Source organism: Nostocoides jenkinsii Ben 74 (assembly GCF_001046875.1).
GTDB lineage: Bacteria > Actinomycetota > Actinomycetes > Actinomycetales > Dermatophilaceae > Nostocoides_A > Nostocoides_A jenkinsii.
This window is the reverse complement of sequence record NZ_HF571038.1, coordinates 2,897,210-2,909,050: the sequence shown is the minus strand read 5'-3', so window position 1 is coordinate 2,909,050 and position 11,841 is coordinate 2,897,210. Positions and strand designations below refer to the sequence as shown.

The following is an 11,841-nucleotide window of genomic DNA, read 5'->3' as shown; positions in this document are numbered from 1 at the left end:
CCGCCCGCGCCGCCGCGGCGGCCCGCGCCTGACGTCGGCGGGCGACCCGAGCGAGCGGCTTCAGGTTGGCCTGCCACAATCCCCTCATGTCCGAGCGCACCGTCGTCCACCTCGTGCGCCACGGGGAGGTCTACAACCCGGAGAAGGTCCTCTATGGCCGGTTGCCCGGTTATCACCTCTCCGAGCGCGGCCAGGCGATGGCTCGAGTTGTCGCGGGCTTCTTGGCGGCCAATGACGTCACGCATGTGGTCGCCTCGTCCTTGACGCGGGCAAAGGAGACCGCCGCCCCCATCGCGGCGGCGCATGACGTCTCGGTCATGACCGACGACCGCGTCATCGAGGCGGCGAATGCCTTCGAGGGGCAGCAGGTGGCCTTGTCCACCTTCCTGGCGCCCCGCAACCTCCCGCTCCTGCGCGATGTCCGGCGCCCCTCCTGGGGGGAGCCCTATGCCGACATCGCCGCCCGGATGGGGGCCGCCGTCACCGCCGCCCGCGCCGCCGCCCGGGGACACGAGGCCATCATCGTGAGCCACCAACTGCCCATCTGGATCGCTCGGCTCAGCGCGGAAGGCCGCCGGCTGTGGCACGACCCGCGCTCGCGGGTCTGCACTCTCGCCTCGGTGACCTCGTTCGCCTTCGCGGGAGATCAACTGACCTCTATTACGTATGCCGAGCCCGCCGCCGCGCTGCTCTCGGACGCGACCGCGAGCGTGGGGGCGTGAGGGGGCCGTCCCGGCGGGCCGTGGCCGGGTTGGTGATCGTCGTCGCCCTCGGCGGGTGCTCGGGCAACTCGGTCAACGATCGGGCGCGCGACGGATCCCAGGAGAACTTCATCGTCGGCGACGGCCGCGTGCAGACGATCGCCCCGGACCAGCGATTGGAGCCGGTCGCCCTGACCGGGACCACGCTCGACGGTCAGCCGTGGACCATCGACTCCACGCGCGGGAAGCCGCTCGTCATCAACATCTGGGCGTCCTGGTGCCCGCCGTGTCGCGCCGAGGCACCGGCGATCAAGGCGGTCTCCGAATCGCCGGAGTTCGCCGACACCGTGGCCTTCGTCGGTATCGACCAACGCGAGTCCGCCGAGACCGGCTTGGCGCAGGCCAAGGCGTGGGGGCATACCTTCCCGAGCCTGACCGATGACGGTGGCGTCGCGGTGCTCGCCCTGCAGGGACGCGCTCGGGCTACGCCGTCGACGCTGATTCTCGATCCGCAGGGACGGATCGCGACCTATGTGGGCGGCCCGGTGACCGAGGCCATGCTCACCGGGATGATCCAAGACGTGCTCAAAGAGGGCGGCTCGACGTGAGCACCCTGGCCGGCGCCTTGCCCGACACCATCGCGACCGGTGCGTTGCCGCTCGCGATGCTGGTCGCCGCGCTCGCCGGTCTGGTGTCGTTCGCCTCGCCGTGCATCCTGCCGCTGGTCCCCGGATTTCTCGGGTATGTCGCGGGCGCCGGCCCCGACAGCAGCCGCGCCGACGTCGAACCCCGTCGCAGCCGCGTCGTGCTGGGGACGTTGCTGTTCATCGGGGGCTTTGCCGCGGTCTACATCCTGACCGCGGTCGTCCTCGGCTCACTCGGGGCGTCACTGATCGAGCACCGGACCCTGCTGACCCGCGTCGGCGGGGTCGTCGTCCTGGTGATGGCGCTGCTCTTCCTCGGCGTCGGTAGCAACCTCAGCCTGACGCCGCGCTACCGACCTCGCTCGGGTCTGCTCGGCGCCCCCGCGCTCGGCGCGGTCTTCGGCCTGGGGTGGACCCCCTGCTCGGGACCGACCCTGGGAGCCGTGTTGGCGTTGGCGAGTTCCGTGGAACCCTCGGTTGGGCGCGCGAGTGTCCTCGCCGCGGCATACTGCCTGGGGTTGGGGTTGCCATTCCTGCTGATCGCGACCGCCTGGGAGCGAGCCGGGCGGTTCAATGAGTTCCTGCGCCGGCATCAGCGCGGCATCCACCGGTTCGGGGGAGTGATGCTGCTGATCGTCGGGCTTCTGCTGGTCTCTGGCGCCTGGGATCACCTCACCGTCTGGTTGCAGCAGCGCATCGCCACCACCGAGGTGATCCTCTAAGTGACCGACATTCAGCAACCCAAGCTCAGCGCGCTCGGGTGGGCCCGGTGGGCCTGGCGGCAGTTGACGTCGATGCGCACGGCGCTCTTCCTGCTGCTGTTGCTTGCCGTGGCTGCGCTGCCGGGCTCGATCTGGCCGCAGCGGTCCATCGATCCGGTGCGAACGGCGAACTACATCGCCGACCACCCGCGGATAGGGCCATGGCTCGACCGGCTCGGGTTCTTCGAGGTGTATGCGTCGCCGTGGTTCTCCGCGGTCTATCTGCTGCTCTTCCTCAGCCTGGTCGGGTGTGTGCTGCCGCGGCTGCGCGTCCACGTGCGGGCGCTGCGGACCCCGCCGCCGCGGGTCCCCGCGCGGCTGGCCCGGCTGGAGCACCACCGGGAGTTGTCGGTCGACCTGCCGCCCGCCGAGGTGCTGGCTCAGGCGCGCGTGGTGCTGGGGCGCCGCTATCGGGTCGCGACGACCGATAAGACGTTGTCGGCCGAGGGCGGGTATGGCCGGGAAACCGGCAACCTGCTCTTCCACGTCGCCCTGCTCGGCATCATCGTCGGGGTGGCGATCGGGCACATCTTCGGCTGGAAGGGTGACGTCATCGTCCCGGTCGGGACCGGCTTCGCCAACACCGAGATTCGTTACGACACCATCCAATACGGTCCGCGGGTCAACCCGCGCGACTTCACGCCGTTCAGTCTCACCCTCGACAAACTCACCGTGACCTTCGAGGACCAGGTTGGGGGCCGTGGCCAGTTCGGGTCGCCGCGGCAGTTCGTCGCCGACGTCACGACGCACGCCCGACCGGGCGCGCCTGGAGTCCGGCAGACGCTCGCGGTCAACCATCCCATCGAGATGGACGGGGCCACGGTCTTCCTGCTGGGCAATGGTTACGCCCCCGTCATCACCGTGCGCGACAAGGACGGCAAGGTGCTGTATTCGCAGGCCACGCCCTTCCTCGCCCGCGACAACAACTACACCTCCTCCGGCGCGGTCAAGGTCTCCGGCGCGTCGCCGAAGGAGCTCGGCTTCTTCGGCAACTTCCTGCCCACCGGCGTCATCACCGACGATCAGGGCCCGATTTCGATCTTCCCCGACGCCCGCGATCCCGCCCTCGCCCTCGGCCTGTATGAGGGTGAACTCGCCCCCGGCGGCGACGGCGGCTCGGTCTACACGTTGAACACCGAGAAGATGACCCAGGTCAAGGCCGACAGCGGGGACATCCTGCGGATCTGGCTGAAGCCGGGGGAGACGATGAAGCTGCCCGGCGATCGGGGTTCGATCACCTTCGACCGCGTCGAGCGGTGGGCGGGGCTGTCCATCCGCCACGATCCGGCGCGGTGGCTCACTCTGGGGTCGGCCTTGCTCGCCCTGGGCGCCCTCATCGCGCAGCTGACGATCAAGCGTCGGCGGGTGTTCGTGCGGGTGGCGCCGGGAGATGGTGCCACCCTCGTGACCCTCGGTGCCTTGAGCAAGTCCGACGACGCCGGTCTCGGTGACGTTCTCGACAAGATCGGGGCGGCCATCACCAGCTCCGCGGGGAGCCCGCGGCATACACCCCCTCGGCAGACGCCCGTGAGAGGATCGAACCGATGAACACCACCCTCGCGCTCTATGCCAACTACGCGATCTATTCGGCGATCGCGGTGCTCACGCTGGCCATGCTCGCCTATGCGCTCTACCTCTCGCGGGCGGTTCCGGCCCGGGGTGAGGTGCGCGATCGCGAGGTGGTGATGGCCGGTGGGGGCCCGGGGACGGCTGGCGCCTCCCCGTCCGAGAGCGCGACACCCGTCGAGACCGTCAATGCGGGGGCACGGTGGTCCGGGGTGGGGCTGAGTTTCAGCACGCTCGCGGCCTTGCTGATCGGCGCCTCGCTGCTGCTGCGCGGGCTCGCCGTGCACCGCCCCCCGCTCGGCAACCTCTACGAATTCGTTTGCGCGGCATCGTTCTTCGTCATGGTGGGCTTCGTCGGCTGGAGCCGGCGCCGCGACCTCAGCTGGCTCGGCATCTTTGTGGTCACCCCCGTCCTGCTCATGTTGATGCTGGCGGTGAAGGCGTTCTATACCGAGGCGTCCGCGCTGATGCCGGCGCTGCAGTCCTACTGGCTCTCGATCCACGTGTCGATGGCCGTGATCTCCGTGGCGGTGTTCACGCTCGGGGCGATCGTGGCTCTGCTCTATCTGCTCGTCGACCGCTTCGAGCGGGCTGGTCGGGCACCGGGCTGGGCCCGCGTGCTGCCGGGGGCGCGCGATCTGGAGCGCACGGCATACAGCTTCCACATCGTGGCGTTCCCGCTGTGGACGTTCACGGTGATCGCGGGAGCGATCTGGGCACGGCAGGCGTGGGCCTCCTATTGGAACTGGGATCCCAAGGAAGTCTGGTCGTTCATCATTTGGGTCGTGTATGCCGCCTACCTCCACGCCCGCGCCACGACCGGCGTGACCCGGCAGAAGGCGACCTGGATCGCGGTGGCCGGGTTCAGCTGCATCATCATCAACTACACCATCGTCAACATGTTCTTCGTCGGCCAGCACAGCTACGCAGGGACGTGAGATGGTCCGCTATTCGCTGCTGCGGCTGCTGATCTTCTTCGGCTGCCTCGGGATTTTGTGGTTGCTGGGTCTGCGTGAGCCCGACCAGCGCGCTTATCTCGCCGTTGGCGCGGCGCTGCTGTCGATGATCGTGTCGTTCTTCGTTCTGCGCCCGTTCCGGGAGGAGGCGGTCGGCCGCATCTCCGAGCGCGTCGAGGCCCGCACGGCGGCGCGCTCCCAGCGGGTCACCGACGAGGACGTTGAGGACGCCGCGGGCGAGGAGGACTACCGATGAGCCCGCGCTTCCGCCGGATCGCCACCATCGCAGTGCTAGTGGGGATCGTCTCGTTGGTCATGATCACCGCCCTGGCCGGAGCGGTCTGACTCTGCTTTCGGGGCGGTTGTCGGCGGCTGGGTGGGGCTACAAGCCGAGGGCGTCGGCGTTGCGAGCCAGCAACGCGGCATACAACTGATCGGCGGGCTCGAACGTGCCCACGAACTGGCCCCTGAGTTCCATCGTGATCAGTCCGATGGCGCGGGCGAACGCGCCCGTGGCGGCCAGGGTCGTCGCTGGTGTGAGCGTCAGTTGGAGGGCCCCGGCCATGGTCTGGAGGTGCCCACTCAAGGCCTTCGGTATGCCGTGCCCGCCCTCCTGCGGCGGTGTTGCGTCGGGTAGGGGGCTGAGGAAAGCACGCGCGACCGCCGCTGCGTGGGCGATGGTGGTCGCCGGCGCCTGATAGCCCAGGAAGGGCGTGCCGTAGAGCAGGAGGAAGCGGTGCGGCGCGGCGATCGCCCACTCCCGCAGCGCCGTTGCACCGGCGAGCCACGCTCGACGCGGTGTCCGCCGCGTCGTCGTCGCACCCTCGATCGCCCTCGCGAGATTTCTTCACGCCCGGACCCGTGCGCATCGTGCACGGACTCATGCTCGGTGCCGGCTTGGTGCTGCTGGCGTTGGCGCCGGACCCGGCGGGCGTGAGCGCTCCGGCTCAGAGCCGGTCGAGGATGAAGTCGATCGCGCCGGTCAGCCGGGAGATGTCGTCGGGGTCGACGGCGGGGAACATCGCGATTCGCAACTGATTGCGGCCAAGCTTGCGATAGGGCTCCGTGTCGACAATTCCGTTGGCACGGAGCACCTTCGCGATGGCGGCGGCGTCGATCGCGTCGTCGAAGTCGATCGTGCCGACGACCTGGCTGCGGGCGGCGGGGTCCGTCACGAAGGGAGTGGCCACCGGGGAGGCGTCGGCCCAGTCATACAGGCGCGAGGACGAGTCGGCGGTGCGGCCCGTCGTGAACTCGAGGCCACCGTTGTCGTTCATCCAGCGCAACTGCTCCGCCATCATCGCCAGGGTGGCGACGGCCGGGGTGTTGTAGGTCTGGTCCTTGCGCGAGTTGTCGATGGCGGTCGGCAGCGAATAAAAGTCCGGCACCCACCGGCCGCTCGCCGTGATCTCCTCGACCCGAGCGAGCGCAGCGGGGGAGAAGATCGCGAGCCACAGGCCTCCGTCGGAAGCAAAGCACTTCTGCGGGGCGAAGTAGTAGACATCGCTCTGGCTGATGTCGACCGGCAGACCGCCGGCCCCGGACGTCGCGTCGATCAGCACGACGGCGTCCTCGTCGGCGCCCTCAACGCGGGCAATGTCCGCCATCACGCCAGTCGAGGTCTCGTTGTGGGGCCAGGCATAGACGTCGACCCCTTCCTCGGCGTATGCCGCGCTCCGGCTCCCCGGCTCGGCCTTGACGATCGTCGGCTCGCCCAAGAAGGGGGCACCCTTGGTGACGGAGGCGAACTTCGCGGAGAACTCGCCGAACGCCAAGTGCTGCGCCCGGTCGCGGACCAGCCCAAACGCGGCGATATCCCAGAACGCCGTGGATCCACCGTTGCCGAGGATGACTTCGTAGCCCTCAGGAAGCTGGAAGAGCTCCGCCAGTCCCTCGCGGACGGCCTTGACCAGGTTCTTGACCGGAGCTTGGCGGTGGGAGGTTCCGAGCACGGTGCCGCCTAGGGCGCTCAGGGCCGCGATCTGCTCGTGGCGGATCTTGGAGGGGCCGCAGCCGAATCGGCCATCTGCTGGCTGGAGGTCGTCGGGAAGGCGGAGGTTGGTGAGCGATGCAGTCACGGGGCCAGTCTCGCAAAGCCTCTCGTGTGATCGGCATCGCGTCCCAGCACCCGGCCACCCCACGTTGGCATGGGAGCCCCCGGCCTGAACGGAGCACTCGCCAAGCCGCGGCGGGGGGGGGAGTGTCAGGTTCCTGCGTCCGCAGCCTTGGGTCTGCCGATGGTTCGGTTGGGCAGCGTCCGGGCGGCGGACCGCCACTAAATTCTGGATCGGTTGAGCGTGAGCCATGCGCGAGGCGCATGGGAAGGGTGCGGCACAGTCATACGGATCCCCTTGTTTTTGGGCGTTGGCCCGACCGGCGAGACGATTGTCGTGGTGTCACAAGGAAGTGCTCCACCGCAGCACATCAGACACTCACCCACTGGAAGGACGGTCATCCGAGATGAACCGAATCAAGTCTTTGCTCAAGAAGTTCGACGCCTGGACGCTGGAGTCGTTCAACGCTCAGTCGCGCGGCTACCGCCAGCACTGACCCCGCCGCAAACGCGGGGTGCCCCCGCATCCCGACAGGGATGCGGGGGCGCTGTCGTGTGCGGGGGGCTGTCGCTCCAGCGGTTCCGCCTCAGGAGGCGCGGAAACCGGCCACGGACTCCAGCGGGCGGGGGCCTTCGCCGACATACTTCGAGGACGGGCGGATGAGCCGGCCGGTCTTCTTCTGCTCCAGGATGTGTGCGGCCCAGCCGGCGGTGCGGGCCGAGACGAACAGCGGCGTCATCATGTTGCCGGGCACATCGGCGAAGTCGAGCAGCACGGCGGCCCAGTAGTCGACATTCGTCTCCATCTTGCGCTCGGGGTAGCGCTCCGCGAGCGCGGCGATCGCCGCCTTCTCCAACTCCACCGCCACCTCGTAGCGGGGGGCGCCGAGCCGCTTACAGGTGTCCCGCAACACCGCCGCCCGCGGGTCGTAGGCGCGGTAGACCCGGTGGCCGAAGCCCATCAGTCGCTCGCCGCGGTTGAGGACGTCCTGGACGTACTTCTCGGCGTTGCCCGTCTGCTCGACGCCCTCGATCATGTGCTGTGCCCGCGACGGTGCACCACCATGCAGCGGCCCGGACAGCGCACCCACCGCGCCCGACAGGCACGCGGCGGCGTCGGCGCCGGTGGAGGCGATGACGCGCGCAGTGAAGGTCGAGGCATTCATCCCGTGCTCAGCGGCGGAGATGAAGTAGGCGTCGATCGCCTCGACGTGTGCCGGGTCGGGCTCCCCACGCCAGCGAATCATGAAGCGCTCGACGATCGTCTTGCCTTCGTCGACGCGGCTCTGCGGCACCATCGGGGAGTTCTGGCCATGCGCAGACTGCGCAATGAACGACAAAGCCATCACCGAGGCGCGGGCGAGATCGTCGCGGACCTGCTCGGGTTCGATGTCCAGCAACGGCCGGAATCCCCAGATCGGGGCGAGCTGGCACAGCGCGGACTGCACGTCCACGCGGATGTCGCCGGAGTGCACCGGCAGCGGGAACGGCTCGGCCGGCGGCAGACCCGGGTCCATCGCATTGTCGACGAGGAGTCCCCATACCTGCCCGAAACTGACGCGGCCGACGAGGTCCTTGATGTCCACGCCGCGATAGCGCAGCGCCCCGCCCTCCTTGTCGGGCTCGGCGATGGCGGATTCGAAGGCGACGACGCCTTCGAGCCCGTGCTTGACGTCGCTGTCAGTCATGGGTGCCCCCGTGTTGTGACGGTCGGAATGAGCCGTGGTGTCGGCCGTGCCTATTGTGCATGGGATTGCGGGAGTTGCGCTCCCGGGGTCCATCCATGGTTGCCGGGCGGTTCGGCGACGGCTGTCACCGGTCCCGTCTTAGATTGGCCGTATGGAGCACACTCACCACGCGCGCGTCGACTATGCCGGTGAGGGACTCACCGAGGATCAGGCGGGGGACGCGCCGTTCGGGCTTGTCCAGGAGTGGCTCGCCGCGGCATACGCCCGGGCGGCCGGTTCCGGGGACGTCCCTGAACCGGGGAGTATGGCCGTGGCCAGCGTGGACGAGGGCGGCCACCCCAACGTCCGTACCGTTCTGTTGCGTTTTGTCGAGCCAGGCGGTCTCGGTTTCGTGACCTCCCTCGACTCCGCCAAGGGGCGGGAATTCGCTGCGCGGCCGGTGGCCGCCCTGACGCTGACGTGGCCCGCGATGTTCCGGGCGATCCGGATGCGCGGGTCGATCGAGGAGATTGCGCGCGAGGAGATCGAGGCCTATTTCCGCACCCGCCCATGGGGCTCGCGGATCTCGGCCTGGACCTCCGAGCAGTCCGCGCCGGTGGCCTCCCGCGCGGTGCTGGAGGAGCGGTATGCCGAGTTCGCCGCCCGCTGGCCGGACACGGGCAGCCCCACCGACGTGCCGGTGCCGCCGCGGTGGGGCGGGTTCCGGATCGTGCCGGACGAGGTCGAGTTCTGGGCCGGTCGCAGCAACCGGCTGCACGACCGACTCGTCTTCAGCCGAGTCTCTCCCGGCGGACTGGACGATCCCGCGGCCTGGAGCCGCGCCCGACGCCAGCCGTGACGGCGCCCGCGGAGGGCGAGTTTCGGCTTCGGAGTGTGGCCGTCGCGGCATACGGTCCGTCGATCTTGGAAAGCATTGGGTATGGCGCGTCCATCCCCGTCCTGCCCCTGCTGGCGCGGCAACTCGGGGCGAGCGTCAGCGAGGCGGCCTTCGTCGCCGGGCTGCTCGGCCTTGGGCAGCTGGCAATGTCGCTGCCCGCCGGGTCGCTGATCGCGCGATTCGGGGAGCGTCAGGCGATGGTGTTCGCCGCCGTCGTGGGGGCCGTGGCCGCGCTGTCGGCGGGCCTGGCACCCAATATCGAGCTGCTAGCGGGCGCCACGGTGCTCACCGGTATGACGTGGAGTGTGTTCATGCTGGCGCGTCAGGGCTTCATGATCGACGCCGTGCCGGCGCACCTGCGCGCCCGGGCGCTGTCGGCCTTGGGCGGTTCGCATCGGATCGGGCTGCTGATCGGACCGTTGCTCGGATCGGTCGTCATCGCGCATTGGGGCGTGCGATCCGCGTTCGGGCTGACGTTCGTGGCCGCGTTGGCGGCTCTGCTGCTCGTGCTTCGGGTGCCGGATCTAGGGGTTGAGCACCGGGAGCAATCCCGCGGTGAGCCGGCCTCGATGTGGCGGGTGCTGGCCGCGCATCGGCGCGTCCTGGCGACTCTCGGCCTTGGGGTGCTGGCGATCAGCGGGCTGCGCTCGATCCGGCTAGCCATCCTGCCGTTATGGGCCGATCACCTCGGGCTGCCGCCGGCCCAGGTGTCCTTGCTGTTCGCGATCGGCTCGGGGCTGGAGATCGTGATGTTCTATCCGGCCGGCTGGGTCATGGATCACTTCGGGCGGGTCGTCGTAGCGGTGCCGACGGTCGTCGGGTTGGCCGTGGGATTGCTCCTGCTGCCGCTGACGTCGAGCTTTGCCTCGTTGATGCTCGTCACGCTGGTCATGGCGCTCGGCAACGGACTCGGCTCGGGGATCGTGATGACGCTGGGCGCCGACACGGCGCCGGTGCTGCACCGAGCGAAGTACCTCGGCGGGTGGCGGCTGTGCGGCGACCTCGGCTCGGGCGGCGGTCCGTTGCTGATCAGCGTGCTGGCCGCGGCGCTGAGCCTGGCTGGGGCGGCGCTGGCGCTGGGGGCGCTGGGTCTGACCGCTGCGGGGTGGATTGCCTACTGGGTCGGCAGGCTCGATCGAGCCCGGGGACGCCGGCCAATGAGAGGATCGGTCCCGTGAGCGACCTGATCGACACGACCGAGATGTACCTCAAGACGATCTTCGAGCTCGACGAGGAGGGCATCCCGCCGTTGCGTGCGCGCATTGCCGAGCGACTCGGCCACTCCGGGCCGACCGTCTCGCAGACGATCGCCCGGATGGAGCGCGACGGCTTGGTCTCGCTGGCGGGCGATCGGCACCTTGAGTTCACCGAGGTCGGGCGGCTGACCGCGGTGCGGGTAATGCGCAAGCATCGGCTGGCCGAGCGGCTCCTCGTCGACGTGATCGGGCTGGAACTGCCGTATGTCCACGACGAAGCGTGCCGCTGGGAGCACGTGATGTCGGAGCGCGTGGAGCGCAAGATCCTGGCGATGCTGGGTGGCGACCACAACTCCCCATACGGCAATCCGATCCCGGGCCTGGACGAGTTGGGCGACCCCGAGCCACCGGAGCCGTTCCGGCTCGGGCTGATCAGCCTGGCCGAGGCCGCCTCCGACGACCCGTCGCTGGTGCTGATTCGCCGGATCGGCGAGCCGATTCAGACCGACCGCGAGACCCTCACGCTGCTCGCGGACGCGCGGGTGACCCCGGGGGCCATGGCCTACGTGCACCGCGACGTGGACCGCATCGTCGCGGTCGGCGAGGGCCTGGACGCCCGCGACGGCGTCTCGCTGCCGGAAGAGATCGCGATCCACGTGTTTTGCCGCCCCGCGGGGGAGTGACCCCTCGGCGTTGGTGGCACTGCGGTGGGCCGGGTCGTCGGTCGGCTCACTTCCGAACCTTTGCTAGCAGCAATTAGTCAACTGTGGACACCTTGCAAGTTGTCCGCAGTTGACTAACGTGTGCTGAGTTGTCGTATGCCGCGTGCTCGCCGCCCGCGGCCGGGTCGCCCAACCTTCGCGGCCGGGGCTCGGCCCGCCGGGGCTGGCATCTGGGGCGGAGGGGACCGCGCGGCATACTCCTGAAGGCACGTGGTAAGGCGGCAACAGCGCCCTCGTGACCGGAATGTGACAATTCCGCGATGATTGTGTAGTTTTCACTCGTCCTTCCCCCGGAGGACCCCAATCTCGGCCCGCCGAGTCCTACTTTGTCGAGGTTGGGAACACAATCACCGCTGGTAGGAGCGGGGGAACCACTTTCGGCGCGCTACGGCGCGTCTTGGGGTGAAGTTCGACCGGCTTCAAGCCGGCGGACCGGGCAACCTCAGCCCGAACCCGACAGCTCACCTCGTAGGCGCTGGAGGTCCCCTGTGTCGTTTGCGTCTTCGCGCCCCCGCGCGTCCCGCCTTCCCGTGCTCGTCGGCTCCCGCGAGAATGTCGGCGCCCGCGCCGGCGTCGTCGTCGCGGCGACCGGAGCGCTCGTGGCCGCTTTCGCGGGCCCCGCCCACGCCGCCACCACCCCGGCCGCAGTCCCCGCAGCCCCGGTGCGCGTGGCCGCA

Annotated in this window: 13 protein-coding genes and 1 riboswitch; of the genes, 10 read left to right on the top strand and 3 right to left on the bottom strand. The window is 69.3% G+C overall.

What is annotated here, in order from left to right; genetic code table 11:
* Positions 1-86: 86 nt before the first annotated feature.
* Genes BN13_RS13870 through BN13_RS13845 form a run of 6 tightly spaced genes read left to right on the top strand, consistent with a single transcriptional unit; the run spans position 87 to position 4,884 of the window.
* Positions 87-722, top strand: a complete 636-nt coding sequence (locus BN13_RS13870; RefSeq protein WP_048547798.1) for a histidine phosphatase family protein — start codon at positions 87-89, stop codon at positions 720-722.
* Positions 719-1,309: a TlpA family protein disulfide reductase gene (locus BN13_RS13865; protein ID WP_084733771.1), complete on the top strand. Its 591-nt coding sequence runs from the start codon at positions 719-721 to the stop codon at positions 1,307-1,309. Before BN13_RS13870 ends, BN13_RS13865 begins: the two co-directional genes overlap by 4 nt.
* Positions 1,306-2,067: a cytochrome c biogenesis CcdA family protein gene (locus tag BN13_RS13860; protein WP_321162911.1), complete on the top strand. Its 762-nt coding sequence runs from the start codon at positions 1,306-1,308 to the stop codon at positions 2,065-2,067. The genes BN13_RS13865 and BN13_RS13860 overlap by 4 nt, the downstream gene beginning before the upstream one ends.
* Entirely contained in the window at positions 2,068-3,654 is a 1,587-nt protein-coding gene (gene resB, locus BN13_RS13855; protein ID WP_048547794.1) for a cytochrome c biogenesis protein ResB, read from the top strand.
* Entirely contained in the window at positions 3,651-4,610 is a 960-nt protein-coding gene (gene ccsB, locus BN13_RS13850; RefSeq protein ID WP_048547792.1) for a c-type cytochrome biogenesis protein CcsB, read from the top strand. Before resB ends, ccsB begins: the two co-directional genes overlap by 4 nt.
* A 1-nt stretch (position 4,611) precedes the next feature.
* Positions 4,612-4,884, top strand: a complete 273-nt coding sequence (locus tag BN13_RS13845; protein WP_048547790.1) for a DUF4229 domain-containing protein — start codon at positions 4,612-4,614, stop codon at positions 4,882-4,884.
* A 126-nt stretch (positions 4,885-5,010) separates the two neighbouring features.
* Here BN13_RS13845 and BN13_RS19695 read toward each other — a convergent pair whose 3' ends face one another.
* The 3 genes from BN13_RS19695 to BN13_RS13830 all read right to left on the bottom strand — a co-directional run bounded on the left by BN13_RS19695 (position 5,011) and on the right by BN13_RS13830 (position 8,369).
* Positions 5,011-5,457: a TetR-like C-terminal domain-containing protein gene (locus BN13_RS19695; RefSeq protein ID WP_162200006.1), complete on the bottom strand. Its 447-nt coding sequence runs from the start codon at positions 5,455-5,457 to the stop codon at positions 5,011-5,013.
* Between the two features lie 118 nt (positions 5,458-5,575).
* A complete protein-coding gene (serC, locus tag BN13_RS13835) occupies positions 5,576-6,706 on the bottom strand; it encodes a phosphoserine transaminase (protein ID WP_048547788.1) in 1,131 nt (376 codons plus the stop codon).
* A 562-nt stretch (positions 6,707-7,268) separates the two neighbouring features.
* Positions 7,269-8,369: a citrate synthase 2 gene (locus tag BN13_RS13830; RefSeq protein WP_048547787.1), complete on the bottom strand. Its 1,101-nt coding sequence runs from the start codon at positions 8,367-8,369 to the stop codon at positions 7,269-7,271.
* A 151-nt stretch (positions 8,370-8,520) separates the two neighbouring features.
* Between BN13_RS13830 and pdxH the strand changes: the two genes are divergently transcribed.
* The 4 genes from pdxH to BN13_RS19690 form a co-directional block, all read left to right on the top strand.
* Entirely contained in the window at positions 8,521-9,207 is a 687-nt protein-coding gene (gene pdxH / locus BN13_RS13825) for a pyridoxamine 5'-phosphate oxidase (protein WP_048547786.1), read from the top strand.
* Positions 9,204-10,424, top strand: a complete 1,221-nt coding sequence (locus BN13_RS13820) for an MFS transporter (RefSeq protein ID WP_048547783.1) — start codon at positions 9,204-9,206, stop codon at positions 10,422-10,424. The genes pdxH and BN13_RS13820 overlap by 4 nt, the downstream gene beginning before the upstream one ends.
* Positions 10,421-11,125 (top strand): metal-dependent transcriptional regulator, encoded by a 705-nt coding sequence (locus BN13_RS13815; protein WP_048547781.1) that lies wholly within the window; start codon positions 10,421-10,423, stop codon positions 11,123-11,125. The genes BN13_RS13820 and BN13_RS13815 overlap by 4 nt, the downstream gene beginning before the upstream one ends.
* A 380-nt stretch (positions 11,126-11,505) precedes the next feature.
* Positions 11,506-11,654, top strand: a riboswitch (cyclic di-AMP (ydaO/yuaA leader).
* Positions 11,653-11,841 (top strand): hypothetical protein (locus BN13_RS19690; RefSeq protein ID WP_162199965.1); only part of this gene is annotated, 189 nt, incomplete at its 3' end. (Overlaps the previous riboswitch by 2 nt.)

Coding starts and splice junctions, on each gene's coding strand:
- BN13_RS13870 (WP_048547798.1), top strand. CDS start 87: ATGTCCGAGCGCACCGTCGTCCACCTCGTGCGCCACGGGGAGGTCTAC.
- ccsB (WP_048547792.1), top strand. CDS start 3,651: ATGAACACCACCCTCGCGCTCTATGCCAACTACGCGATCTATTCGGCG.
- BN13_RS13845 (WP_048547790.1), top strand. CDS start 4,612: ATGGTCCGCTATTCGCTGCTGCGGCTGCTGATCTTCTTCGGCTGCCTC.
- BN13_RS13830 (WP_048547787.1), bottom strand. CDS start 8,369: ATGACTGACAGCGACGTCAAGCACGGGCTCGAAGGCGTCGTCGCCTTC.
- pdxH (WP_048547786.1), top strand. CDS start 8,521: ATGGAGCACACTCACCACGCGCGCGTCGACTATGCCGGTGAGGGACTC.